The organism is Lysinibacillus sp. GW823-FHT06C08, assembly GCF_058795135.1.
In genome coordinates, this window is sequence record NZ_JBXAHN010000001.1 from 1,476,691 (window position 1) to 1,503,004 (window position 26,314).

The 26,314-nt window shown below is 38.1% G+C and carries 28 protein-coding genes and 1 pseudogene; 20 read left to right on the forward strand and 9 right to left on the reverse strand.

What is annotated here, in order from left to right; translation table 11 throughout:
- Nucleotides 1-150 precede the first annotated feature (150 nt).
- Nucleotides 151-297 carry a hypothetical protein gene (locus AC1Q6O_RS06915; RefSeq protein ID WP_008175585.1) on the forward strand — a complete coding sequence of 49 codons (147 nt, stop codon included), beginning with the start codon at nt 151-153 and terminating at the stop codon, nt 295-297.
- Nucleotides 298-308: 11 nt separating this feature from the next.
- Nucleotides 309-1,106 carry a DUF1835 domain-containing protein gene (locus AC1Q6O_RS06920; protein WP_008175587.1) on the forward strand — a complete coding sequence of 266 codons (798 nt, stop codon included), beginning with the start codon at nt 309-311 and terminating at the stop codon, nt 1,104-1,106.
- A gap of 36 nt (nt 1,107-1,142) precedes the next feature.
- Here the strand turns inward: AC1Q6O_RS06920 and AC1Q6O_RS06925 are convergent, their stop codons facing one another.
- Nucleotides 1,143-2,048, reverse strand: coding sequence for a LysR family transcriptional regulator (locus tag AC1Q6O_RS06925; protein WP_089985000.1), 906 nt, complete (start codon nt 2,046-2,048; stop codon nt 1,143-1,145).
- Nucleotides 2,049-2,332: 284 nt separating this feature from the next.
- Here AC1Q6O_RS06925 and AC1Q6O_RS06930 point away from each other — a divergent pair, with 284 nt between their 5' ends.
- Together AC1Q6O_RS06930 and brnQ are read left to right on the forward strand one after the other, a co-directional pair.
- Entirely contained in the window at nt 2,333-3,085 is a 753-nt protein-coding gene (locus AC1Q6O_RS06930; protein WP_031419567.1) for an alpha/beta hydrolase, read from the forward strand.
- 178 nt (nt 3,086-3,263) lie between these two features.
- Nucleotides 3,264-4,607 carry a branched-chain amino acid transport system II carrier protein gene (gene brnQ, locus AC1Q6O_RS06935; protein ID WP_089984998.1) on the forward strand — a complete coding sequence of 448 codons (1,344 nt, stop codon included), beginning with the start codon at nt 3,264-3,266 and terminating at the stop codon, nt 4,605-4,607.
- A 51-nt stretch (nt 4,608-4,658) separates the two neighbouring features.
- Here brnQ and AC1Q6O_RS06940 read toward each other — a convergent pair whose 3' ends face one another.
- Nucleotides 4,659-5,417: an SDR family oxidoreductase gene (locus tag AC1Q6O_RS06940; protein ID WP_008175594.1), complete on the reverse strand. Its 759-nt coding sequence runs from the start codon at nt 5,415-5,417 to the stop codon at nt 4,659-4,661.
- 156 nt (nt 5,418-5,573) lie between these two features.
- On the opposite strand from AC1Q6O_RS06940, the gene AC1Q6O_RS06945 reads away from it, so the two are divergent.
- Together AC1Q6O_RS06945 and AC1Q6O_RS06950 are read left to right on the forward strand one after the other, a co-directional pair.
- The gene (locus AC1Q6O_RS06945; RefSeq protein WP_043989981.1) at nt 5,574-6,155 is read left to right on the forward strand and encodes a TetR/AcrR family transcriptional regulator; all 582 of its coding nucleotides are present in this window, start codon (nt 5,574-5,576) and stop codon (nt 6,153-6,155) included.
- A gap of 40 nt (nt 6,156-6,195) precedes the next feature.
- Nucleotides 6,196-6,408, forward strand: coding sequence for a hypothetical protein (locus AC1Q6O_RS06950; RefSeq protein ID WP_492401012.1), 213 nt, complete (start codon nt 6,196-6,198; stop codon nt 6,406-6,408).
- 26 nt (nt 6,409-6,434) lie between these two features.
- On the opposite strand, the gene AC1Q6O_RS06955 is transcribed toward AC1Q6O_RS06950, so the two are convergent.
- Nucleotides 6,435-7,616, reverse strand: coding sequence for a YhgE/Pip domain-containing protein (locus AC1Q6O_RS06955; protein ID WP_089984994.1), 1,182 nt, complete (start codon nt 7,614-7,616; stop codon nt 6,435-6,437).
- Between the two features lie 56 nt (nt 7,617-7,672).
- Nucleotides 7,673-8,254 carry a TetR/AcrR family transcriptional regulator gene (locus AC1Q6O_RS06960; protein ID WP_089984992.1) on the reverse strand — a complete coding sequence of 194 codons (582 nt, stop codon included), beginning with the start codon at nt 8,252-8,254 and terminating at the stop codon, nt 7,673-7,675.
- A gap of 184 nt (nt 8,255-8,438) precedes the next feature.
- On the opposite strand from AC1Q6O_RS06960, the gene AC1Q6O_RS06965 reads away from it, so the two are divergent.
- The 10 genes and pseudogenes from AC1Q6O_RS06965 (at nt 8,439) to AC1Q6O_RS07010 (ending at nt 17,560) form a co-directional block, all read left to right on the forward strand.
- Complete coding sequence (locus AC1Q6O_RS06965; RefSeq protein ID WP_008175604.1) at nt 8,439-8,753, forward strand: PadR family transcriptional regulator; 315 nt, start codon at nt 8,439-8,441, stop codon at nt 8,751-8,753.
- Nucleotide 8,754: 1 nt separating this feature from the next.
- A complete protein-coding gene (locus tag AC1Q6O_RS06970; protein ID WP_089984990.1) occupies nt 8,755-9,291 on the forward strand; it encodes a DUF2812 domain-containing protein in 537 nt (178 codons plus the stop codon).
- Nucleotides 9,292-9,415: 124 nt separating this feature from the next.
- A pseudogene (locus AC1Q6O_RS06975) lies at nt 9,416-9,882 on the forward strand (DUF2812 domain-containing protein).
- 13 nt (nt 9,883-9,895) lie between these two features.
- Nucleotides 9,896-10,801, forward strand: a complete 906-nt coding sequence (locus AC1Q6O_RS06980) for an ABC transporter ATP-binding protein (RefSeq protein ID WP_008175611.1) — start codon at nt 9,896-9,898, stop codon at nt 10,799-10,801.
- Between the two features lie 7 nt (nt 10,802-10,808).
- Entirely contained in the window at nt 10,809-12,029 is a 1,221-nt protein-coding gene (locus AC1Q6O_RS06985) for an ABC transporter permease (protein WP_241652851.1), read from the forward strand.
- A 222-nt stretch (nt 12,030-12,251) separates the two neighbouring features.
- On the forward strand, nt 12,252-13,421 hold the full coding sequence (locus AC1Q6O_RS06990; protein WP_036125048.1) for a toxic anion resistance protein: 1,170 nt from the start codon (nt 12,252-12,254) through the stop codon (nt 13,419-13,421).
- Between the two features lie 190 nt (nt 13,422-13,611).
- Nucleotides 13,612-14,157, forward strand: coding sequence for a hypothetical protein (locus AC1Q6O_RS06995; RefSeq protein WP_008175615.1), 546 nt, complete (start codon nt 13,612-13,614; stop codon nt 14,155-14,157).
- A 129-nt stretch (nt 14,158-14,286) separates the two neighbouring features.
- The gene (gene rarD / locus AC1Q6O_RS07000; RefSeq protein ID WP_036125050.1) at nt 14,287-15,198 is read left to right on the forward strand and encodes an EamA family transporter RarD; all 912 of its coding nucleotides are present in this window, start codon (nt 14,287-14,289) and stop codon (nt 15,196-15,198) included.
- 198 nt (nt 15,199-15,396) lie between these two features.
- On the forward strand, nt 15,397-15,522 hold the full coding sequence (locus AC1Q6O_RS07005; protein ID WP_258954905.1) for a hypothetical protein: 126 nt from the start codon (nt 15,397-15,399) through the stop codon (nt 15,520-15,522).
- Nucleotides 15,523-15,655: 133 nt separating this feature from the next.
- The gene (locus AC1Q6O_RS07010) at nt 15,656-17,560 is read left to right on the forward strand and encodes an endonuclease MutS2 (protein ID WP_089984986.1); all 1,905 of its coding nucleotides are present in this window, start codon (nt 15,656-15,658) and stop codon (nt 17,558-17,560) included.
- Nucleotides 17,561-17,599: 39 nt separating this feature from the next.
- Here the strand turns inward: AC1Q6O_RS07010 and AC1Q6O_RS07015 are convergent, their stop codons facing one another.
- Nucleotides 17,600-18,850 carry a helix-turn-helix domain-containing protein gene (locus AC1Q6O_RS07015; protein ID WP_089984984.1) on the reverse strand — a complete coding sequence of 417 codons (1,251 nt, stop codon included), beginning with the start codon at nt 18,848-18,850 and terminating at the stop codon, nt 17,600-17,602.
- Nucleotides 18,851-18,973: 123 nt separating this feature from the next.
- Between AC1Q6O_RS07015 and AC1Q6O_RS07020 the strand changes: the two genes are divergently transcribed.
- A complete protein-coding gene (locus AC1Q6O_RS07020; protein WP_008175620.1) occupies nt 18,974-20,269 on the forward strand; it encodes an MFS transporter in 1,296 nt (431 codons plus the stop codon).
- A gap of 126 nt (nt 20,270-20,395) precedes the next feature.
- On the opposite strand, the gene AC1Q6O_RS07025 is transcribed toward AC1Q6O_RS07020, so the two are convergent.
- The 4 genes from AC1Q6O_RS07025 to AC1Q6O_RS07040 all read right to left on the reverse strand — a co-directional run bounded on the left by AC1Q6O_RS07025 (nt 20,396) and on the right by AC1Q6O_RS07040 (nt 24,145).
- Nucleotides 20,396-21,112: a LutC/YkgG family protein gene (locus tag AC1Q6O_RS07025; protein WP_089984982.1), complete on the reverse strand. Its 717-nt coding sequence runs from the start codon at nt 21,110-21,112 to the stop codon at nt 20,396-20,398.
- Entirely contained in the window at nt 21,109-22,539 is a 1,431-nt protein-coding gene (locus tag AC1Q6O_RS07030) for a LutB/LldF family L-lactate oxidation iron-sulfur protein (protein WP_089984979.1), read from the reverse strand. Before AC1Q6O_RS07030 ends, AC1Q6O_RS07025 begins: the two co-directional genes overlap by 4 nt.
- 15 nt (nt 22,540-22,554) lie before the next feature.
- Entirely contained in the window at nt 22,555-23,271 is a 717-nt protein-coding gene (locus tag AC1Q6O_RS07035) for a (Fe-S)-binding protein (RefSeq protein ID WP_089984977.1), read from the reverse strand.
- A 142-nt stretch (nt 23,272-23,413) separates the two neighbouring features.
- The gene (locus AC1Q6O_RS07040) at nt 23,414-24,145 is read right to left on the reverse strand and encodes a FadR/GntR family transcriptional regulator (RefSeq protein ID WP_089984975.1); all 732 of its coding nucleotides are present in this window, start codon (nt 24,143-24,145) and stop codon (nt 23,414-23,416) included.
- A gap of 352 nt (nt 24,146-24,497) precedes the next feature.
- Between AC1Q6O_RS07040 and AC1Q6O_RS07045 the strand changes: the two genes are divergently transcribed.
- From AC1Q6O_RS07045 to AC1Q6O_RS07055, 3 genes are read left to right on the forward strand one after another with little or no spacing between them, the layout of a single operon-like run.
- The gene (locus tag AC1Q6O_RS07045) at nt 24,498-25,208 is read left to right on the forward strand and encodes a cytochrome c biogenesis CcdA family protein (protein WP_008175625.1); all 711 of its coding nucleotides are present in this window, start codon (nt 24,498-24,500) and stop codon (nt 25,206-25,208) included.
- 52 nt (nt 25,209-25,260) lie between these two features.
- On the forward strand, nt 25,261-25,629 hold the full coding sequence (locus tag AC1Q6O_RS07050; RefSeq protein WP_025114988.1) for a response regulator: 369 nt from the start codon (nt 25,261-25,263) through the stop codon (nt 25,627-25,629).
- A gap of 24 nt (nt 25,630-25,653) precedes the next feature.
- Nucleotides 25,654-26,148: a CcdC family protein gene (locus AC1Q6O_RS07055; protein ID WP_008175627.1), complete on the forward strand. Its 495-nt coding sequence runs from the start codon at nt 25,654-25,656 to the stop codon at nt 26,146-26,148.
- The last annotated feature ends 166 nt before the right edge of the window (nt 26,149-26,314 follow it).

A 26,314-nucleotide genomic window follows, 5' to 3' on the forward strand; every position in this document is an offset into this window, starting at 1 on the left:
TACCTCCCAATCTTATTTTTTTATAATATAGAAAAGGGATAGTATTGAACAATCTTTAATCCCTTGTGTAGTGATCACAGTTGTCAATTCATCACTTGAACATATGGCGTTTCAAATGCTTATTTTGGGTATAGTATTTTTAGTACAAGCATGAATAATATTTTTTTGTTTAGTATTGTTGCAGGGAAAGATAGATTCGTCATTATTGGAAAGCCTGTTCTTGCTAAGCGATTAAATATGGTTCAAGGTATCCTCTTTACATTGATCGGGATACAGATTGCCATTAGCAAACATTAGGAGGAATTCACATGGCTATTTTACATATAACCTTTAGCTTAGCAACCCAGGGTTCCATGAAGCTTGCTATACGCCAACATCTTTTGCAACGTAATGAATCCGTTTTAAGTGTCCATGATGATTTCTCTATTGGACCTCTTCACAGCTTAGAAGAGCGCATAGTATGGTTAAACACTCATATTATAAAAGATAATGAAGATCAGCAATTATACGTAGATATGTATGAAAGCTGGAAGAAAAAAATTGCCGAGCTGCCATGTGATGTGGATGTTTGGGTTTGGTATAGTCAAAATACACATGAACAGATTGGTTTGCGCTATGTCATGAGTGAGTTTATTCATAAATGTAGTATGGTTTATGGGATTGACGCCACAGATGGCCTGAAGCAAATTCAACCACATCTCGATATTCGCCATACAGGAGAGCTTTCCTCAGACATGCTCATGAAGCTTCGTCCCTATGCTAAACGATTTTCAGTTCAGGAATGTCAACAGCTTGCTAAGGAATGGGAAAACCTTAAAGAACATTCAAGTCCCCTCAGATTGTGGAAAGAGGGCATTGTACATGTTGAGGAAGATGCTATGGATGCGCACATTATTGCCGCTGTGAAGAATATGCATGCACAACAGAAAGAAGAATGGCTTTTACTTATGCCTATGATCAGTACTATTCACATTGCCTTGGATGATTATATGAGTGATGAATTCATTATGAAACGCATAATGATTATGATTGAGCAAGGCTTGTTTCAGATAGAAGGAGATTTATCAGATTTTCATTCCAGTAGAGTAAAGTATATAGACGTATAATAAAAAGCGGTAGGCTGCATGGGGCAACCTACCGCTTTAGTTTTCCTGAGCGGGAGGAGATATTTTTTTATCATAAAAATCAAAGACAAATTGTTGAAATTGGCGAGCAGATGGTGACAAATAACGATTGTCTATCCAGGCCATGCCAATAATACGTTCACAAACCATATCCTCCACATGGATTTTGACGATTTTTTTCGGATTCAAATCCTCATCATCAGGTAGCAATGAAACACCGAGACCTGCACCAACAAAACCTGCAATGGTAGAAACCTCATCACCTTCATAAGAAATTTTAGGCTTAATGCCCGCAGCATGTAACAAGCGATCAGCTGAGCGGCGGAGGGCGTACCCTTTTTTCATCAGCACGAAGTTCTCATGCTCCAATTCTTTCATTTTTATGCTTTTGCGATGAGCAAGAGGATGATCAATTGGAACCATAATAAATAACTCATCTCGCCATAGTTCCTTCCAGCTAACGGGAGGCTCTGTATCAATCGCAGCTAGTAAGCAGAGGTCTAACTCTCCAGCAAGCAATTGTTTTAATTGAGAATGTGAGTAATTTTGGGTGAAATGAAAACGGATATGGGGGTGCTTCTGACGAAAAGCACGAATTAAGTCCGGCACAATACTAGTCCCAAGAGTGTGTAAAAAACCGAGTGACACATCCCCAAGCTCCGGATTATTAAGCTCTTGTAATTCTAAGACAGCTTTCTCATATTCTTTCCGCATTCGTTGCACACGATATAAAAAAAGTTCACCATAGCGATTGAGCATAATGGAACGTCCCTGCCTATCAAAAAGCGGTACACCTAGTTCTTCTTCCAGCTTTGATATTGATCGACTTAGAGCTGGCTGTGAGATTGCCAATGCTTCTGAAGCACGTGTCATATGTTCTAACTTTGCAACGGTTACAAAATATTCTAATTGTTGCCACTCCATTTTTTCACCTCTATTCTCGTAATTTTTAAGTTAACTGCATTATAACGGGAAACAGAGAGGAAGTATAGGTGGCAAAAACTTTTTAAAAAGACGTTGCCTTTAATTAGAAGAATGGAAAAGTTAAGTAGCAGAAAGTGTGATTGTACAGGTGTTAAGTTGACATCATTCATGCATGAGACACATTGATTTGATAAAAACTATAAATTGTACATTATGAATAAAGGGTGTTAAGATAGACACATAAAATACACAATTAATAATTTCCGTGAAGGGGATATCCTAAAATGAAGTTAACAAAGCCGCAACCTCTAACAATTGAGGGAGGCAAAAAAGCCGTACTATTATTGCATGGATTCACAGGTAGCACAAAAGATGTGAAAAAGCTAGGAGAATTTTTATCTCAACGAGGTTATACCGTTCATGCACCGATTTATAGTGGTCACGGAGTAGAACCAGAAGCATTATTAGAAACAAAACCAGAAGACTGGTGGAACGATGTTGTTGAAGGCTATAACTTCCTTCAAAGTAAAGGCTATGAAGAAATTGCAGTTGTTGGCATTTCACTAGGTGGTGTTTTCTCATTGAAAGTAGCAGAGACATTTCCAGTAAAAGCATGTGTAGCGATGTGTGCACCAATTACACGTGATAATTCAAAAGGCTTATTTACACGTTTGTACCACTATGCTCGTTTATATAAACATTTTGAAAATAAATCAAAAGATCAAATTATTTCAGAATTACATGAATTACGTATTTCACCAAAAGATTCATTAGATGGTGTAACACGTTTAACGACTGAAACACGTGATGATTTATCAACAATTAAAGCTCCGACATTAGTTCTACAAGGGTCATTAGACGATGAGCTTTATCAGGAAAGTGCACCGTTTATATTAAATACTGTAGAAACAGATGACAAAGAAATCATTTGGTATGAAAATTCAGGTCATATTATTACGTTAGATAAAGAACGTGACAAAGTATATGAAGATGTTTATAAATTTTTAGATCATATTGAATGGTCAGTTGCAAATTAAGGAAGGGCTGTCAGAGGACAGCTCTTTTTTTATGCAATAACATTCTATATTCATAATGTTATTCGAAAAAACTATTGTAATTATAATAAATGCTTGATAACATAATTGAATTGTAATGAAAAATCATTCGATTAAAATAATTTGCTATAGTTAAAAACTTCTAAGGAGCACATCAATTATGCAACAAAAAATACCTTTCTCAACCTATGCAGTCATCGGTACTATGTTATTTGGGCTGTATTTTGGAGCAGGGAATCTTATCTTTCCAATCCAATTAGGTCAATTAGCAGGGACCCATTTTTGGCTTGGATTAATCGGATTTTTAGTCACAGCTATCGGTCTACCATTCCTCGGAATTTTAGCGATTGGTTTATCAGGTAGTAATGGCTTACGCGATCTAGCGAGCCGTGTTCATCCCGTCTTCGGTATTGTCTTTTCATTGGCCCTTTACTTAACAATTGGCCCGTTTTTTGCCATTCCACGTACAGCGACCGTACCTTTTGTAGTGGGCTTTGAGCCATATATTCAAGCACAGCATGTTACATTATTGCTTGCCGTGTTTAGCTTCATTTTTTTCGCCATCGTTTTTTACTTCTCGTTAAATCCAGCAAAAATTATGGATTACATTGGTAAATATTTAACACCAGCCTTTTTAATTGTGTTATTCATTTTAATTATTACGAGTATCGTCAAGCCGATGGGGGATTTTCAACAACCGATGGGCGATTATATAGATGCTGCCTTTATGACAGGCTTTAAAGAGGGCTATAATACGATGGATGCTTTAGCTTCCCTTGCCTTCGGGATTGTGGTCATTAATGCAATTAAAAGTGCAGGTATTTCAGATCGGAAGGAAATAGCGAAGGCGACATGGACGTCAGGTATATTTGCAATGGCCCTTATGATGCTTATTTATGGCCTGATTACGTATATGGGTGCTTCTAGTATTTCAGCTGTAGGTACATTTGATAATGGGGGTTTAATTTTTGCCTCAGTGGCAGACCATTATTTCGGTTCATTCGGTGCTATTTTATTAGCCGTTATCATTGTGCTCGCTTGTTTAAAGACAAGTATCGGCTTAATCACTTCATGTAGTGAATTTTTCCACGAAGTGTTTCCGAAGATTAGCTATAAATGGTTTGTATTTTTATTGTGTGTTGTATCCTTCATCATTGCCAACTTCGGATTAAACAATATTATACAGTTCGCCATCCCAGTTCTTATGTTCCTATATCCACTTGCGATTGTTTTAATATTACTGGCTCTTAGCTCATCGTTCTTTCACAATAAGCAAACGGTGTATGCCATCGCGATGATTTTCACATTTTTCATTAGCGTAATAGACGGCTATAAAGCCTTAGTAGTAAGTGTGCCTGAAGCGCAATTACATGTATTTGATGTTGTAGAGAAGGCTTATTCTTCCATCTTACCGTTTTATGATATAGGGTTAGGGTGGATATTGCCTGCGGTTATTGGAGCAATACTTGGAGCTCTAATTCCATCTAAAAAGTACTATAATTAAAAGTAAGCACGCACAGAAAATGAAATCTGTGCGTGCTGTTTTTTTACGATATTAGTAAGCTGTCCATCCACCATCGACAGCAATGACTTGTCCGTTCACAAAGCTCGCTTCATCTGAGCCAAGGAAAATAGCTAACTGAGCAATTTCCTCAGGTTGACCAGCACGAGGATTAATCGATAAACCAAGTGATTGGCGTGCTGCACCTGTTTGACTCATATTTGTCATGGAAGAGGCGATATTCGTCATAACTGCCCCTGGCGCAATACCATTACAGCGAATATTTTTATCAGCATACATAAAGGCTGTATTTTTAGTTAATCCAACAACGGCATGTTTAGACGCAGTGTATGCAGCTCCTGCACGTGCACCGTATAAGCCACCAGCAGAAATATTATTGACAAAGACACCATGTCCTTGAGCAAGGAAAATGTCTGTGGCCATACGCATTGAGCGCATCACAGCTGTTGTATTCACCGCGAATACTTTATCCCAACGATCATCAGAGATTTCTCCAACTGGCTCCATACCATCCATGATACCTGCATTATTGACTAAAATATCTAATTGTCCATAGTTACTTTTTGTTTCATCAAATAAACGTTGTAAGTCTTCTGTTGATGCGACATTTGTTTGAATGGCAAACGCTGTACCCCCAGCCGCTTGAATGCCTTCCACAACCGCTTGGGCACCATCTAAATTTAAATCTGAAACGACAACCTTAGCACCTTCTTTTGCATAACCTTCTGCTATAGCTTTCCCCATCCCTGAAGCTGCACCTGTCACAATTGCTACTTTACCTTCTAATCTCATCTCAAAGACCTCCTCATACTATTTTTCGATAGATATTGAACATCTGTTCATTAAAATCATATAATAAATATGAAAGCGATTTCAATATGCAAAATATCCGGATGTGTTGAGTAATCAACACTTTTGGAAAAACTGTTTACTAAGGAGCTGAAAAAATTGTCTACAACAGATTTACGTATTATTAAAACAAAGCAAGCTTTACACGCCGCTTTATTGACACTGCTTAGTCAAAAGCCTTTGGAGCAAATATCCATTGCAGAAATATGTAGAGAGGCCAAGGTGAATAGAGGAACCTTCTATTTGCATTACGAGCAAAAGGAAGGACTCTTTGAAGAATACTTTCAAGAGATTATGGAGGATTTATACCAATCCTACGAAGAACCTTATCGTGCCGTGACAACATTGGATACACATCAACTAGATCCGAACACGATTCGTATTTTTCATCATATTGAACGCTTTAAAATGTTTTATCGGATTGTGTTTTCCAAAAATGTCCCATTGACATATTATTACATGCTGTTTGACGGAATTTACTCATTGCTAAAGAGAGACATTACCTTACATCACGAGCATCAAATGACAGAATCAATTTCGATTGATTATTATAGCGCCTACCAAGCAAACGCGATTATCGGACTCATTATCCAATGGTACCGTGGGGACTTTAGCGACAGCGTAAGCGTCTTAAATCAGCAACTCGCCACTATTTTGAAAAATGTCCGTAGTGGAGGATAGAGCGTAAAAAGAGGAGATGGGACGCTTGAAATGAAGCGAAATGAAGAAATCGGTGGATAGAACGGCCGAAGTGACGGATAGAACATTGAAAGTGACGGATAGAGCGGAGAAAGTGGCGGATAGAACGCTCAAAGTGACGGATAGACCGGAGAAAGTGGCGGATAGAACGCTCAAAGGGATGGAAAAAACGCTCAAAGTAGTGGATAGCTCACTCAAACTAACGGATAGCCCCACCCCGTCCATCCAGAAATGAACAGAGCAAGGGGCTATAGCATACAACTAACTAGAGGTAAGAGCAGGAGCGGGCTTGATTGCTACGGTTACTGTAGCGATTGCCAGAGTGACTAGGATGATGATGGCTAAGGAGCTACTGTTTTGTAGTAAATTAGCGGCACTTCCTCCGAAAATAATAGTGTAATAGCCATCGGCACCGTAAGTAGCGGGGAGCATGGCAGCTAATTGCTGGTAGCCTTCAGAAAGCATGGTTTTCGGAACGAGTACTCCAGAGGTTACTAATTGGAGAGATAGAGCACAAATATTGAAGACCATGCCGATATTTCCAAAGAGAATGACGAAAACTTGTGCTAGGCAAAGGAAAGCTAGAAACAGCACAGATTGGAAGAAATAGATGGATAGAAAGCTTTCATTACTGGAAATAGTAAATAGATGCATTAAGCCGATTGTAAGGAATGGTAAAGTGAGAGCGACTCCAACATTGAGCAGCTGGCGTGCAAGGAATAATTGCCATTTTGAAACACTACTTTGTACCATTTGTGCGGCTTGCTGATGTTGCATAATCATCACCATAGCCCCTACAAAGGAGGAGATGATGACCATTAGTGGGACAAAGTTTGCTGCAAATCCCTCTACATCATTCGTTTTAACGATGGTCGCATTGACGGCATGATCTTTAACTGTCATCACGGTTGTTTGGACAGATGCGTTTATTTGCTGTGAGGTATTTTGCTCAAATGGAAGCTGGGCAAATTGTTGGGAAAAAACCTCGATCGCCTGATTTTGTTGTAATGGGTAGAGCATTTGGTTCATTTCTTCTGTTAATTGCTTAGCTACACCATCCATCATGTTTTTCGCAACACTAGCATTGGCCTGATTAATCGAATAAATGATTTCAGCTTTTTCTCCTGTCCGAAGCTGCTTCGTAAAATTAGCTGGAATTTGCATAATCATATTAATCTGGCGTTCATTGAGTGCTTGCTCGGCATCCTTCCTAGAGGAATACTCTTTTAGCGTAAATGGAATGTTGTCCTTCATGTCCTTTACTATTTGCGACCCCATTTCTGTATCTTCCGTCAACAAGCCTATCGATAATTGATCAGCTCGCTCATTGACGCCGTCATAGGCTGTCATCCAAATTGTAAAGAAAATTAATTGAAAGGCAATTGCAGCAACAATGCCAATATATGTTTCTCGAATTCTCAATAAAGTTTGTAAACCTCTCATTTTTAATCCCCCTTAATAAAGTAAGTACTTACTTGCATTGAAAGGAAAAATTTTTTCTAGGAAACGAGTCCCCTAGAAAAAATAGCAACACTTGTCTGTAATAGTTCTTCGGTTGGTATGTCAGACACCATAGTACCAAGACGTGCACGTGACATAAAATGACCAAAGTTAAGAGCAATTAGTGATAACGCTGCAGCTTCAAAATCAACCTCTCTTATCTTCCCTCGTTGTTTCATTTCTTGGAAGTATTGGCATAATTCCTTTTTGATTAGAAGAGGAATATTTGCAATTTCCTCACTAATTTCAGGAAACTGAATGGACTCCTTAAAGCCAATCATCACCAAATCTTTAATCGACATTAAAAAATCAAAATGCTTTAATGAGAAGTTTAATAAATCTTTTTCTAAATCCCACGTAACGTTTTGATGGATCTCCTGTTGTAAAAGGGGATAATACGAAAATTGTTCGACTATGGCTTTCAAGAGGCCACGCTTATTGCCAAAATGGCGGAAAAGTGTAACTTCATTGACGCCGGCTAATTCAGCAATCGTTTTCGTTGTGGCGGCAGTATAGCCCTTTTCACTAATCAATTGTAGAGCAGCTTCGATGATTCGTTCCGCGGTTCCCTTTGTTGTCAATCATAAACTTCCTTTCATGCAAGTAATCACTTACATGCTAGCATAGTGCATAATTCTCTGCAACAAAATTATTTGTTTCAAGGAAATAATTAGCAATAAGAACATTGACAACTATATCGACGGCTGATATAGTTTAGATGTATCGGCTGACGATATATTGGTGGACGATATAAAGGGGGATTGTATGACACAGGAGCATCCGCCGTTAACTGAAGGCGTATATTATATTTTATTAGCATTGTATGAGCCTAGACATGGTTATGGCATCATGCAATTAGTAGAGGAAATGAGTAGTGGGCGAGTACGCTTAGGCGCAGGTACCATTTATGGGGCCATTAAAACTTTACTTGAACGAGGCTGGATTGAGGCGCTCGATGAGGATGGTCGCAAGAAAGAATATGTAATTACAGAAACTGGGGATAAGATAGTTGAATATGAAATTTTGAGATTAAGGGAACTTTTTGACAATGGTATCCGTATAACGAGAGGAGTTGAATAATATGCATAAATATCGTTTGATGATTAATCCATATGCAATTGAAAAGTGGGTCAATAACATGGCTTGCCAGGGCTGGCATCTGAAAAAGTTTACATGGATTCGTTTTACGTTTGAGCGTGGAGAAGCAGGCAGCTATATTTATCGCCATGATGAATTAGAGCGATTTGGCACTCACTACGAAGAGGACTATCTAGCATTTTTAAAAAGTTCAGGCATTGAACAAGTTGATCGCTCTGGTAATTTTGTGTTTTTTAGAAAGGCTTCCCAGGGAGGTCCGTTTGAGCTTTATACGGATAAAAAAACTAAAATAGGAAGTCTGTCAAAAAAGATGGCACTCTTTTTCCCTCTTATTCTACTTAATTTATATTTTGGTATTTCAGGCTTGATCGGCGATTTTTCTCACGAAATGACGAATTGGATAGGGTTTATTTTACATAGCTTAAATCTAATTATAGTCATCTTATTCTCTTTCCCATTATATAGGCTTAGACGAGTCCGCAATCGATTGAAAAAGGAGTTAAATATATTTTCAGATTAGTGGACGTCTATTATTTTCTGGGAAATCAGAAAATAACAATAAATCTAGTAGGGGTGAAAGGATGGAAAAAAGAATATACCGTTTTTTTATAGATTATGAAAAGGAAGAACGGTGGGTCAATGAAATGGCAGACCGGGGGTGGAATTTAAAAAAAGCAGTTGTAGGTTATTTTATTTTTGAAAAAGGAACACCACAACAATATATTTATCGGAATGAATTAGTGAATAGCAAATCGAAGGACTATTTTGAGTTTCTAGAGAGATGAATATAGAATGTGTGCACAAATTCGGTGTTTGGGCGTATTATCGAAAACCAAAGGCAGAAGGGCCATTTGAATTATTCTCAGATACTACCTCTAAAATTAGCTATATAAAGTCGATGAATCGTATTTTTATAGTACTGTTGCTATTCAATATAGTGGCTGGGCTTTATAATTTTTCGATGGGAGCTTGGGGACCTTCTGTAACAATCGTCAACACTAGTGTAGGATGTTTAAATTTTATCGTATCCATAATGGTGTGTATCTCTATATTTAAAAATGAAAACCGTAAAAAAAGATTGAAAGAAAATTTACATATATTCGAAGGATAAGGAGGGTGACAACATGACTTTACAGTTACAGCATGTCACGAAGAAGTACAAGGATTTTACGGCTGTAGATGGATTGAATTTTACAATTGAAAAAGGTGAAATCTTTGGTTTGATTGGCCAAAATGGTGCGGGGAAAACAACTACATTCCGTATGATTTTAGATTTACAGGAGACAACGGCAGGTACAATTACATGGAATGGTCAGCCAGTTAATGCGATTAACAGAGACGTCCTAGGATATTTACCTGAGGAACGTGGTATTTTCCCGACGATGAAAGTAGAGGAGCAGTTGTACTTTTTTGGTGAGCTACGTGGGATGAAAAAAGCCGAGCTGAAAAAGGAAATTGATTTTTGGATTCAACGTTTTGAGCTGGAAGAAAAACGAAAAGATAAGGCTGAAACACTATCAAAGGGGAACCAGCAAAAAGTACAGCTTATCGCCAGCTTTATCCATAAACCTGAATTTTTAATTTTGGATGAACCGTTTAGTGGATTGGATCCGGTTAATAAGGACTTACTGAAGGATGCCATTCTACTTTTAAAGGAACAGGGTACAACAATTTTGTTCTCTAGTCACCAAATGGATAATGTGGAGGAACTTTGTGATCACTTATGCCTATTAAAAAGAGGTGTTTCATTATTTTCTGGTAGTCTACTAGATTTAAAGAAACAATATGGCAAAACAAAACTGGCAGTACGGACAGATTGGTCAACAACACAGCTATTGGCGTTAGAAGGCGTCAAGGATGTACGTGTTGAGAAGGAACAAACAGTTTTAACATTAGTGGATGAAAGCTTTGCCCAAAGTATTTTTGAGCAGCTTTCCAATGGGAAGTATATTGAAAAATTCAGCCTGGATTATTTATCATTAGATGAAATCTTTAAAGATAAGGTAGGTGGCAATGTTGTCGAAGTTTAATTTATTGATGAAACAATTATATAAATCAAAAATAAAATCAAAATCCTTTATTTTAATGACATGTTTATATGTACTTGTAATGTCTGTAGCTGTTTTCTGGTCCGAAATTAAAGAGCTATTTACAGGTGATGATGAAGCACAGCAAATTGCCATTATTAATGAGACATCTGCTGATTTAAGTGGTATCTTTGTTTCCAATGGGGATATGGCTTTTATCCAAGATGAAAAGGATAGACCGACACTTGAAAAAAAAGTGAAGGACGGCAAACTAGATGCCATTGTGACGATTAACGATCAAGGTGGTCAGCTACAAGCAGAAATTGCTACGTTTACACCCCTGAAATTAAACGATCAATCGTCATTGTCATCCTTATTACAATATGCTGGTCAGCACTATGCCGTACAGCAATTATCGCTTTCACCTGAACAGGCAGCACAAATTATGGCCGCTCAAACTACGATTTCCACTAAAAACTTAAATGAGGAATCAACGGGTGGAAAAAGTGAAGAAGAAAAGCAATCAGGTTTAGTTGTTTCCTATGCAGTTGGAATTTTAATTTATTTCTTTATTTCTACATTCCTATCTATGATTACGACTGAAATTGCCTCTGAAAAGGGCTCAAGAGCAATGGAAATGCTTTTAGTAAGTGTCAAACCAACTACTCATTTTAAAGCAAAAATTGCAGGTGTATTACTGCTTGCTTTAACGCAGATGGGCATTCTTGCAGCAGTATTCCTGATTTATGCTAAGCTCGTAAAAGGCGGTATCGTTTGGGATGCGGCTGCTAGCATTGTCAAAGAATTGTCTGTTGGCTATGTTATCTATGCCATTGTATTCCTATTGCTAACGGTTGTCCTGTATCTTATCATTGGCGCATTATTTGGCTCATTAGTATCGAAAGTAGAAGAAGCAGGTCAGGTATTAATGCCTGCCATGATTATTACGATTATCGGCTTCTATGTGATGCTAACAGGGATGGGTAATCCAGATACAATCATCATTAAAATATTCTCGTATATTCCATTAACATCAGGAATGATCATGCCTATGAGGATAGGTGCTACAGATATCGGAGGGTTAGTTCCATTACTATCTTTAGGTATTTTAATCGCAACGATTATAGTCGTGTACCTATTTAGCTTATCGTTCTATAAACGTAGTGTACTGACATATAGCTCAGGCGGGGTCATTCAAAAAATTAAAACAGTTTTAAAGGTTACCACTTAAATGATAAGCAGCTACACGATGATGTAGCTGCTTTTTGGTTGTTTCATGCCAACGTTAGAAAACAATGTAAAGGAATTTGCGTAATCAGTCGAATTTTGTTTAGAAAGAAGCTATAATTTAATAAAGAGCTTGAAATTGGTTTTGTCTTTCTATCGGAAATGAAACCTTTTTCCAAAGTAATCGTAAGTAAATTGTAGAGATAAATTGCAGGGGGTAAAACGTATGTCTGAATTCAACAATGATCTTTTAAAATCCAAGGACCCATTCGCTACTGAAAATCCTTTATTACAACCTAATCCGCTTATGCAACAAGAGCCTGAACAAAAGCCAGTACTTGTATCTGAGCAAGAGCTTTCACAAATTGCGCAAAACCAGCTTATGTTAAAGAAAGATCCAGAGGTTCATGCACTTGCTAAACGAATTGATGTTAAAGATCAAATTGCCATGCTAGAGCTTGGGAAAGAAACAGCAAGTGGCATTTCTACTTTTTCTGATAAAATGCTGGCTACTATGAAGTCCAGCAAACTAGAAGAATCGAGTGTCCTTTTAAATAATCTCAATAAAATTATGGATAAATTTGATCCTCAAGATTTCTCGGAGGAGAAAAAAGGTGGCTTTATTTCCAAGCTCTTTAATAAAGGAAAAGAGCAATTGGAAAAGTTTCTATCTAAATATGACAGCATGAATAAGGAAGTAGATGTCATTTACCGCGAAATTCAAAAATATGAAGGTGAAATGAAGCGAAATACAATTGACCTTGAAAATCTATACGATCAAAATTTAAATTACTTCCAATCTTTAAGTAAGTTTGTCGCTGCGATTGAAGTAAAGATAGAAGATGTTCGTTCAACATTACCGGCCCTTGAACAAAAGGCTCAGACGGGCGATCAATTAGCGGCAATGGAATATGAAACAATGCTACGTGCAGTGGAATTATTAGAGCAACGTCGCTATGATTTAGAAATGGCGCAGCAAGTATCATTCCAATCTGCACCTCAAATACGTTTAATGCAGCAAGGTAATAACCATTTAATTGCGAAGATTAACTCAGCCTTTGTGACGACAATCCCTATTTTCAAACAAGGTTTAATTCATGCCGTTACTTTAAAGCGCCAAAAGCTGATTTCCGATTCTATGATTGAGCTAGATCGCCGTACGAATGAAATGCTTGTGCGCAATGCTGAAAACATTAGTAAAAACAGCGTTAATATAGCACGAGCAGCAGGTAGCCCGAGCATAAAAATTGAAACAATTGAAACAACATGGCAAACGATTATGTCTGGTATTCAAGAAACGAAGCAAATTCAAGCTGAAACAGCGAGAAGTCGTGAAGAAGGTCGAAAACGTATTGAACGTTTGCAATTAGAATATGAAAAATTGAAAAAAATGTAATAATCGAAGCTTCTTGTAGAAATTTCTGCAAGAAGCTTTATTTATTTTGTTTGCGTTAAATGTTCTTTGACAAAAAGGAAAATACTGATTATGATAAAATTAAATGAGAATGATTATCAAATGAAAAAGGAAGCGAACAGATGTTATACAAAGCAATACGATTACATGAAATCATTCGTGGAGGAGTGAAATGATGACCAATAAAATAAAATCCTCTACATTGTCGTATGAGCCTTTTGAAGATGGAACGCTTGCTCTTAACGCAGCTGAAACTTTAATGCTTATTCCACAAAGCCGTTATTTAGAGTTATTGCATAAGGAAAAAGTGTACAGTGCGAGGCATACAGATTTAGATCATAAGCAAAATGGTATAGAACAAGAACGAAAGACATTAAAAAAACAAAATGCAGCACTTACAGAGGACTTGCAAAAATCTAAGCAGCAAAACATAGTCCTGCAAAAAAAAGTAACGGAATATAATTGCGTGGTAGAGGAAATGCAGGTGCTCCGACAACAAAATACGGAGCTATTAATTGAACTGAGTAAATATACGTCCTTGTCGAGAGAGTCATTAACGGGACCTCTTAAGTCGATGATTCGAAATATGCGAGAGCAAGGGGTTGGTATAAAGGAAATCCATATACGCATCAAACGCCAAATCAATCCAGATATTAGCTATAGTACAGTGCGTAAATATATCTCCGAGCTAGAATCAGAGCAGAAGGATGGACGGTGATCTAAGGAGTCTAGAAATTTGGCATTTACAGCTGCCACACAAAGCTCTATAATGAGTCTATTCTTTAACTAGTTTAATATTATGTGAGGTCGCAATTGATTTCACTATGAGTAGGGAGCGTTAGTGGCAATGTCAAATGAGAAAAAAGGGGTTTTGGCGGCATTTTTTGCCTATGCCTTTTGGGGTGCCTTTCCTCTCTATTGGAAACTGCTTGAACATGTACCAAGCATGGAGATTTTATTATCCCGAGTGATTTGGTCGTTTGTCTTTACTGTACTGGCTGTCATCGTATTTCGAATGCGTAAAGACCTTATCGCGGACTTAAAATATTTATGGTCACATCAAAAGCATTTCTGGCAGCTTGCGGGTGCCTCCTTCGTCATTTCAATGAACTGGTACTTGTATATTTGGGCAGTAACCCATAACCATTTAATTGAGACAAGCTTAGGCTATTATATTAATCCGCTCATATCTGTTATTTTTGGAGTAATTTTCTTTAAAGAATCGTTGAGTCGCGCACAATGGGTAGCGACAGGAATTGCCTTTATGGCTGTTATTATTTTAACGATCAATTATGGCTCTGTACCATGGGTAGCACTATTGATTGCGCTATCTTTTGCGATATACGGCGTATTGAAAAAGAAAATTACACTGGATGCGACGAGAGGATTAGCTATTGAAACATTATTAATCCTACCATTTGCTTTAGGCTATTATGTGTATCTATTTACAACCCATCAAGCTTCGTTTTTACATGTTGATGTAAAAACAGATATTTTGATGATTTTCAGTGGTTTAGTAACAGCTGTACCACTCATCCTATTTGCAAAAGGTGCACAAAATATTCCATTGTATTTATTGGGCTTTATTCAATATGTTTCACCAACTATTGTATTGATTTTAGGTATCGTACTGTATAAAGAGCCATTTAGTCAGATAGAGCTTTTAGCATTTAGCATCATTTGGGGAGCATTATTACTATTCTCAGGTTCCAAGATTATAGAAACAAGAAAAGCTCATCATAAATCAGTAGACTTGTAGAATATTCTACAAGTCTTTTTTTATTCAATGGACTACATGGAGAGCGTACCTTTACAATTTAGTCAACATATAGTAAGATGATGTCAATAATTAGATAACAATGATAAAAATTGAGAGGTGCTTTTTGTGAGTGCGGTAGGTTCTAACTAGGTAAAAATTAAATGAAATAAATGATATGGCGACAGGGGGATATATGTCATGAACAGACCCCTTATTTGCTCATGGATTTATTTCAAAACCTATGTAGATGCCTACAATACTTTATCAAGCGGTGCATATATGGATGAAACTTCTGAAAATGAGGTTTTATTTGTAGTGCTATGAACACTCGCCTTTTGAAGATAGAGCTGTGGGGATTCCTCACAGCTTTTTTTAGTTTATTTAACACTTCATTGCTATCTAATATTGGGTAGGTATCTTCATGAATGATAAATATCAGAATGAGGAGCATATACAAATGAATTTTACTACGCTAGAGAAGTTACAATACCAAGAATTAAAAGATATCGTTAAATCCTATTGTGTAAGTGGATTGGGCAAACAGTTATTAGATAAATTAATGCCAAGCTCAAACTTAGCAGTTGTAAAAACTCGCTTGAATGAAACAACTGAGGCACGGGTAATCGTAGATGCGGAGGGTCATGTCCCATTTCTAGGCGTATCCAATATTGAGCATATCATGACCAAACTGGCAAAAGGGATGATCTTGGACCCCAGTGAGCTCATCAGCATGTCAGACTTTTTACGAGGCTGTCGTAACATTAAAAAATTCATGTTGGATAAGGAATTTTTTGCGCCAGTTCTTTCATCTTACGCGAATTCGATGGCTGAATTTAAAAGTGTGGAAGAAGAAATTAATTTTGCTATAAAAGCTAATCGCGTTGATTCAGCTGCTAGTCGAGAATTGAAGCGGATTCGTCATCATATCGAAACGACAGAGGAAAAAATAAAAGACCGCTTAACAAAATTCTTGAACAACAGTGCCAATAAAACGTATATACAAGAGTTCTTTATTAGTCAAAAGGATGAACGCTATACGATTCCAATTAAGGCTTCCTATAAAAACCATGTACAAGGTACGATAGTGGAAATCTCCTCAAAGGGTGCAACTGTTTTTATGGAGCCAAGTGTGGTCGCTAAATTAAATGGAGAATTAGCTACTTTAAAGGCTGAAGAGGCGGTGGAGGAGTATCAGATTTTAGCATCTTTATCGGGGCTTTTAATGGATCATCTTCACGCCCTCCATATTAATATGGAGTTGATTAGCCAATATGATATGGTTTTTGCTAAAGCAAAATTTAGTAAACAAATTGGCGGTATGGAGCCACGCCTCAATGATTATGGCTTCATCCAAGTAATCAATGGTAGACATCCTTTATTATCAGGGAATGCTGTGCCACTTCAATTTACGATTGGAAAAGATTATAGGAGTCTAATTATTACTGGACCAAACGCAGGCGGGAAAACGGTCGTGTTGAAAACAATTGGCTTATTAACATTGGCGACAATGTCCGGCTTTCATATCGTGGCAGATGAGGGCACTGAATTGGCTATATTCGATCATATCTTTGTCGATATAGGTGACAATCAAAGTATGGAAAATGCGCTAAGTACGTTTTCATCACATATGAAAAATCTCTCCGACATTATGAGAGCATCCAATAACCATACACTATTATTATTTGATGAGATCGGCAGTGGTACTGAGCCGAATGAAGGTGCGGCACTGGCTATTGCGATTTTGGAAGAGTTCTATCAAATGGGCTGTATGACAGTAGCGACAACACATTACGGAGAAATTAAACGATTTTCAGAGATGCATCCAGACTTTATGAATGCGGCTATGCGATTTAATAGTGAAACATTAGAGCCTTTGTATCAGTTGATGATTGGCACGTCTGGAGAGAGTAATGCTCTTTGGATTTCTAAAAAAATGAATGTCCGTGCAGAGGTTTTGCAACGAGCACAGGATTATATGAATAATAAGGATTATCAGCTGACTCGGGTGCAGGATAGTAAAATTCGTAAGCCGAAAGTAGAGAAAGCTGGCAGGGCAGCAATCGTTAAATTTGCCAAAGGGGACCGTGTGAAATTATTGGATCATGATGATGTCGGGCTTGTTTATCAAGAGATGAATCAGTTCTATAATGTCACTGTGTACTATAAGGGTCAAATGCTAGAGGTTCATGTGAAACGACTTGCATTAGAGCTACCGGCAACCGAATTATACCCTGAAGGCTATGATCTTGAGACCTTATTTGTCGACTATCAAGAACGTAAGCTTCAGCATGATATGGAGCGGGGGTCCAAAAAAGCATTACGCAAAATTCATAAGCAAATAAAAGAAGATCAGCAAAAGTAAAAACAAGGGATTGCACGAAGCGGTGCAATCCCTTTCATATTAAGAAGTAGAATCAATTTGTGCCTTAATCGTCATATAGACTTCTTCGATTTTGCGTTTATAAGGTAAATCAACTAAATCTAGTGAATCGTTGTATGCCATTTTTGCGATGTCATAGGCGGTTGTCAGTTCCCCAAAATGTGCATAGCAAAGGGCCTTATAGGAAAAGCATTCATTTAAACCTAAAATATCATATGGATGGCTGATAAAATTAGGTGCTTTTTGAAAATGCTCAAACGCAGTCCTTGCCTCCTCATAACGACCGAGTAAATATAAGGACTTTCCTTTTTCCGCATAATAATAGTTTGAATCCAAAATTTCTAAATCCTCATGCTTGAGCTCATTAAAGCTCTCAATTTCTATTAACGCCTGCTCATAATTAAACATGTAATTATTATAATAATGTGCCCGTAAAATATAGATGAAAGCATCTACTAGTGCACGTTCGGCAAATGCCCGATATTGCTCCAGCTTCATAAACATATGCTCAGCTTGTTCAAAGTCATGGTCAATCATCGCGCAATAAGCACCGATACGATACATATCATCGATTTGATAAAACAGTTGGTTTTTATGAGCATTCGTAATGGTTTCGTTTATTAATTTTTTCCCTTCTTCATGTTCTCCGATGGCAAGCTGTAAAATGCTTGTATAATAAGCCATTAATAAAGCATCACGAGAATCAAACTGATAATCCTCTTGTTCAATCATTTCTTGCGCCTGTAAAATACAGGCATAGGCCAAGTCATATTGACGTTTTTCCGCCAATACGTTCATTTGCAGGATGAAAGTTTTGAACCAATGGCTAAGTAAATTAATTTCCTTAAAGATAGTGCGGGCTTGCAGGAGGGATGTTTCCCATGAAGCTAATCCTACTTCATACTGCGTGACAGCATATATATACAATAAACGGCCTGCTTCGTAGCTGTCAGGAAGGCCCTCTACTGATGGTTTTATCAAATCAACAATTTCTTGATGACGAACTATATCTCCCCATTTTACCTCTGCAAATAAAATTTCGACCTGCTCTAAAAGTGAACGAATGGATGAAGGTGTTACTTCTTCGAGTAATTCACTAGCCTTGACACCTAACCGTTCAGCAATATAGTCAAGGCTTTCCATAGAGGGCTTGGCCTTTTCATTTTCTATTTGACTCAGCATTCCTTTTGTTAGACGATCACCGGCAAGCGCCTCTAATGTTAATTTTTTTTCTTTCCTTAATTTACGAATTCGTGCACCTAGAGAGTTCACTGCCTCGCCTCCTTTTGTTTAATTATATTAAACTTTTTCTTGCATGAAAAGGGGGAGCTGTGGTATATTTTGTTTAATAAAATTAAACTTTTTAATTTAGTTAAAAAATGGAGGGGTTTTAAGATGAATGAAGCGGAAAAATTAAAAAAAGCGACCTATCATTTATGGACATTTACAGCGAGTAAAATGATTGCCATGCTAGGGGCAAATGTCATGGCGTTTGGTTTTAGCTTGTATATATTAGCCATGACAGGGTCTGCCATGAGCTTTGCGACCAATATGATTTGTTCTGTGTTACCTCGTGCTCTCGTAGCACCATTGGCTGGTTATGTAGCGGATAATTTTTCAAAAAAACGAACAATTTTATTAGCGCAGGCAGGGACCATTTTGACCGTAGGGGGATTACTGATTTATACAGAAACGGTAGGGATGTCTGTTTATGCTATTTACATAGCTACTGTTTTTAATACGATATGTTCCGCATTTTCAGGGGTTACGTTTTCATCTGCAATTGCTACACTTGTTAATCCAGAACGTTTACAGCGCGCGATGTCATTTAATCAATTATCGATGTCCGTGGCTGCCATTGGGGGACCCGTCATTGGTGGTATGATGTATGGATTTTTCAATATTGACGTATTTTTAATGGTAAATATCGGAGCGTATATCATAGCGTTTTGCTTAGAGGCAACAATGGATTTTAAACTCTATAGTACAAGAGGAGAAGATGTAAAGAAGGAAAAAGTATGGGAAGGGCTTAAAGGCGGCTTCTATTATATAAAACAGCGTAAGGTCATAAAAACAATCATGTGGGTGGCATTATGGATTAATCTATTCTTTTCCGCTATCGCTGTTGGCGGAACATTTATTATCATTGAATTGCTAAAAGTAGAATCAACGCATTTTGGTTTTATTCAGGCATCAGGTGCAGCGGGTATGCTTATCGCTTCCCTTTATTTTGCGACAAGACCAGAAGTCAAAGCGCCATTACGTTTCTCAAAAATAAGCTTATTGCTGTTGGCAGGTAGTCTTGCCTTAGCCGTCATTCCATTAGTCACGAATTTTTCCTATATCGCAATTGTTAGTTTTTATCTAATCATTTACTTTATTTTCGCCATTTTCGAAATGGGTATTAATATGCCAATAGGGGTCTATATGCAAAAAAACATCTCGGAAGAATTCCGTGGCCGCGTTTTCGGACTGATGGAAACAATGGCAATGTCCATGATGCCTATTGGTATGGTTGTGTATGGAGTATTATACGATGCTATACCAGCCATGATCATATTGCCTGTTACAAGCGTCATTATCATTATCATTTCACTTGTGATGCTACGTACTTCTATCTTAAAAGAAGCACATCCGGAGTATTATGAAAAAGAAGTCATCACAAAAAGTGTGCCTCATTCAACAACATAATTGCATGCTTATGACTGTAGACAAAAGCTATCGTGACGTCACGATAGCTTTTGCTGTTTTCTTTTTATAAGAGTACTGCAACCGCCAGAAGTAGCAGATCTCAACAGCTTTCCTGTTTTTATGAGCTTAGCGATCCTCGATGACGATATAGGTGGCTTGAACGGGGCCATGTACACCAACAATTAGGATCATTTCGATATCTGCCGAGTTACTAGGACCTGTAATAAAGTTAATACAAGAAGGAATTTTTTCTCCATTTTTGATTTTTTCACGAATCCACTGTGCTGCTTGTGTCATACGTGGAACCATTGTACTTTTCGGGATCAAAATAATTGATTGTTTAGGTAAGAAGCTAATACTTCTTCCTTGATCTTTACTGCTAAAAAGGATAGCCGTCCCTGACTCAGCTAGCGTCATTTCGCTAATGGTCAAACCGATATTTGCTTTTTCAGCCTGTTGAATATTTTCCTCTGGTTGCTGTGAATTCCATTCATAATATTGAATATTAGACTGTGGCCATTTTTCTGTCATTAATTTAGATAGTCCGTAATCTTGAAATCGTTCATCCTTAGAAGTAATGACGGATTGTCCGCCATAATGGTCCACCACAGATTGTAGATCTTGAGAAAGCTTCGCACAATTAGAAATCACGATATTCGTATGAATATTGGCGCATTGTTTCGTGAAAATCTCTAGTAATTCGTCTCTTGTGGCATCTTTTAATGTACGGTTTTGAGGTTGATGCTGCCAAGTGGGGCGGGGGAGCGTTGTAATAGGTGAACGCCCTAACTGCTGTGCAATGTTTGCTAAAAAATTCTCTCGATGCTGAATGGTACCAGTCATGATTCCTCATCTCCTTTTGTTCGGTGCTTCATCCAATCTCGGAAACTGTTTTTATTCGGTGCAGGGAAATCCCGTGCTTCAGTCCATGCTTTTAAAGGACCTGGCCCTTTAGTAATCGTATGGTCTTTCGTAAATGGAGACATTGCAGGAGCGGCCATTTTTGTAGCCATTTTATACAAAGTAGGGGAAGAAGCCCCTAAGCCAAATGCCTTCATTAATAGCTTTTCGGAAACGGGTGCTTTGCCTTCATTTTCAACAATGACCTGACGATGTCTATGAATAAGCTGATGTAAAGGAATTTTTACAGGGCAAGCATCCGTACAGGCACCACATAGCGTTGAAGCATAGGGGAGCTCTTTAAAATCATCATAGCCTCCTAATAACGGAGAGAGCACCACACCAACAGGGCCCGAATAGATAGAGCCATACGTATGCCCACCGACATGACGATAAACAGGGCAAGCGTTGACACAGGCGGCACAGCGAATGCATTGTAAGATAGGCTGAAATTCGCCACCAAGTATGGCAGAGCGACCATTATCCACTATGACTAAATGGAATTCCTCAGGTCCATCTGAATCACCCTCTTCTTTAATTCCTGTAAGCGTAGTAATATAGCTTGTTAGCTTTTGACCTACAGCACTACGTGTTAATAAGCTAACAAGAACTTCCATTTCTTCAAAGGTAGGAACAATTCTTTCCATTCCCATAACAGTGACTTGAGTTTTTGGTAGAGCCGTAACTAAATCAGCATTACCTTCATTGGTGACTAGAGTAATCGATCCACTTTCAGCAATGGCAAAATTACAGCCTGTTATACCGATATCAGCAGTTAAATATTCATCGCGTAGTTTATCACGCACATAAAGAGCAAGCTCCTCCGGCTTTTCCGATTGAGCGTAACCTTGTTTTTCTTTAAACACATCTCGAATTTGCTCTTTGTTTTTATGCAGAGCAGGAGCCACAATATGGGATGGAGGCTCGTGATCTGCAACCTGCAAAATGTATTCACCTAAGTCCGTTTCTATCACTTCACAGCCTAGTTCCTCTAAAGCAGCATTAAGGTTAATTTCCTCGGTTACCATCGATTTTGACTTAACAATTTTAGCGGCATTTTTCTTTTTCGCAATACCTTGAATATAGGCTGTCGCTTCTTGAGCAGTTTGAGCAAAGAAAACATGGCCACCTCTTTTGGCAATATTTTCACTTAATTGGTATAGATAATAATCTAGGTTTTCTAAAACATGTTTACGTATTTCCTCTCCATGTGAACGCCATTCTTCCCAATCTCCAAGTTCTAGCGTTTGCTGTAGACGACGAGTTTGAAAGCGGTCCTGAGCATTAGAAACAGCACTACGCATAAATGGATTGTCAAGCTCTTTTGTGACACGGTCCGAAAAGCGATCATTACTAGTTTTCATGGCCATTAATGTTTCCTCCTCTTATCGACAATTTAAAACCTCTGCAATATGCATCACTTTAATCGGTTTACCTTGGCGATGAATACGACCACCAATATTGATTAAACAGCCAGCATCTGCTCCAATTAAATAGTCCGCCCCTGTCTCCTCTACATGGTGGACCTTTTCATGAACCATTTCGCTAGAAATATTGCCCATTTTGACAGAGAATGTGCCACCAAACCCGCAGCAGCTATCTTTTCCGTGAAGCTCCACATACTGTAAACCATCGACGTTTTGTAATAACTTCAATGGAGCCTCAGTCACACCGAGGAGGCGAGTCATATGGCAGGAAGTATGGTAAGTAGCTTTGCCCTCTAAATGTGCTCCAACATCCTCTATCTTTAATACGTTGACAATAAATTCAGTAAACTCATATGTTTTGGCTGCCAATGCCTTTGCTTTTGATTCCCATAGAGGATCCCCCTTAAAAACCTCTGGATATTCCTTAAACATATAAGCACAAGAACCAGAGGGGGAGACGACGTATTCGGCATGCTCGAAGGCACCGATCATTCTTTTCATCGCATTTTTTGATTCTTTCACATAGCCACTGTTATAAGCGGGCTGTCCACAGCATATTTGTTCCTCAGGAAAATCAATTTCACAGCCAAGTCTTTCTAATACTTCCACTACGGCTTTCCCTACATCTCCCTGAAACAAATCCACTAGGCAAGTAGCAAAGAGAGTTACTTTCATATGCATCGCTCCTTTTTATAAACAACAGGTCATCAGATGACTTATAGCTATATGTATCATACTACAAATTTTTCTAAGAAAGAAGATATTTTGATAGAATTTTCAGAAAAAATAAAACGACCTAGTCGAGAGCTAGGCTGTTTTAAAGTGGATGAGAGTCGGTTGTTTCAAAATACTGCAATAGAACCTTTTCAACATTGCTTAAATGAAAGGTCATCGCCTGCTTAGCCGATTCTTCATTTTGCTGCTGAATAGCAAGGAAGATATTCATATGTTCCTCATATAGTTGCTCGCTTGTTGTTTTTTTAGAGTACAACCAAATGCGGCGTGTTTCTTTCATCGTATCAATCATCAGGCCAGAAATTTGATCTAGAATGGTAGCAAGTAGGGGATTTTGGGAGGCAGTCGCAATCGCCACATGAAATTGATAATCCACCTTTTCACCAAGTTCACCATCTCCATGGGCTTGCTCCATGTCCTCTAAAATTTGAACCATTGCTTGAATATCCTGTTCCGTACGGTTGATGGCTGCACTTGCGGCTGCTCCTACTTCAATGATCTTGCGGACCTCTAATAAACGGGCAATATCAAGTTTATTCGATAACATGGCTGTAGATAATGGAAAATCCAGTCTATTTGGAGGCACACTTTTGACAAAAGTCCCAGAGCCTTGTTTGATTTCAATCAATCCCATTGCCTTTAAAGCAGACAGCGCCTCTCGCACAGCAGATCGGCTAACTTGTAATTGTTCAGCAAGCTGTTCCACCGAGTCTAGTCGATCACCAGGCTTTAAAACACCCGCTCTTATTTTCTCATGCAAAATTTCGGACACTTCTTCATAGATTTTTTTAGGTTTAATTTTTCTTAATTCCAAGGAGCTACACCTCTTTTTTCAATCAAATGCACGTTTGTTATGAATAGTATACATGAAGATTAGTGAATCACTCACTAATTAACCATATATGGTCTATAAAAAATGGGTGTAGAGCTGATTTAAATGAGATTTGCCAACCTATTTGATGTTGTAGAATAATGGCGAATTTTGTTGACAGAAAATCAACAGGGGCGCATAATGCAGAAGTAGCTTATTAGGTGTTCTACATGTATGGGAAGGACTTTTCAGAAATCTCATCATTTTGCCATGAAACGTTCACAATCAGGAAGGGCGCAATTTATCATGTTTTTTGGTACGATGGATGCAGTAACTGTAAGGAGCGATCGAAAATATGGGATCAGATATTAACGTATTTTTAGCTTTTGGTGCAGGGTTTTTAAGTTTTATTTCACCATGTACCCTCCCATTGTATCCAGCATTTTTATCGTACATAACTGGTATGACATTAGATGAGCTAAAATCAGAAAAAGGGATGCTACAAAAGCGTGCCATTTTCCACACACTATTCTTTTTACTAGGATTTTCAATTATTTTTATCATAATTGGACTAAGTGCCTCATATGCGGCAGAGTTTTTCCTGAACTATCAAACTTTACTACGTCAGGTTGGTGCCATTTTAATCGTAGTATTTGGTTTAATGATTGTAGGATTACTACAAATTGATTTCCTCATGAAGGATCGAAAGTTTCAATTTAAAAATCGACCATCTGGCTATTTGGGATCCGTTTTAATTGGTATTGCCTTTGCGGCAGGATGGACACCATGTACAGGACCAATTTTAGCTTCTATTATAATGTTGGCTAGTACAAACCCAGGAGCGGGCTTTAGCTATATGTTCGCCTATTATTTAGGGTTCGCGATTCCGTTCTTTGTGTTATCATTCTTTATTTCACGTATGACATGGATTCGCACACACAGCCAAAAAATCGTGAAAATCGGTGGTTATATAATGATTGCCGTGGGTATTTTGTTATTCTTTGATGGATTAACGTATATTACTCGTATATTACAGCCAATTTTCGGTGGATTTACAGGCTTTTAATTTGATACACTAAAGAGGCATACCGTACTTTAACGTGGAGGGAGATGAACATGTGCCTACAGTTTTAGTAGTGGATGATACGCTATTTATGCGTGTTGCAATCAGTAATATGTTTTCAGAATGGGGTTACGAGGTAGTAGGTAAGGCAGCAAATGGTAAAGAAGCTGTGGCTATGTATCGAGAGTTACAACCAGATTTAGTAACAATGGATGTAACGATGCCCGTTATGACTGGTATTGCGGCAGTAAAAAAAATTATCCCAGAGTTTCCAAATGCAAAAATAATTATGGTAACAGCATTAGGCCAACAAAAGTTAATTGTAGAAGCGATTGAAAGTGGGGCAAAAGATTTTATTACCAAGCCCTTTGAGCCAGAAAGATTAAGAGCCGTCGCTGACCAATTACTTGGACAAAATTGCTAATTTGACATTAGAGGAGGATCTTTTATGTTAAGCAATATCCCTTCTCACTATTATGTTATTGGGTCAACCATTATGGCCATTCTTATGGGTAGCTTTGTCATGGTCATACGTATGAGAGCTTCCAAAATGCCAACAAATGAGAAGAAAATTATTATTCCGCCAATCGCGATGTCTTCTGGTGCACTCATGTTTTTATTTGAACAATTCCGAGTGCCACCCATGCAAATATTAGAAGCAGCCGCTGTAGGAATGGTGTTCTCGACCATTTTAATTGCCACTTCCAAATTCGAAGTGAAGGGTCGAGATATTTATTTAAAACGTTCAAAAGCATTCGTTTTTATATTATTTGGTTTATTAATATTCCGAGTAGTGGCCAAAATGATTTTAAGCAACTCCATCGATGTCGGCGAATTAGCTGGCATGTTCTGGATCCTAGCCTTCGCCATGTTAGTACCTTGGCGAATCGCCATGCTAATCCAGTTTAAAAAAATCAAAAAAACGATTCCCCAACTACACTAGTACTCAAACTAGTGTAGTTTTTTTATGCTCTAGAGTTGGGAGGTGGGGTGGATTTGTGGTTGGTGCACGAGAAAGGAGGCTGTTTCGGCAGAAGTGGTGGATAAAACGAAGAAAAGTGATGGATAGAGCTCCAAAGGTGGCTGCATAGGCAAAAGTGGCGGATAAA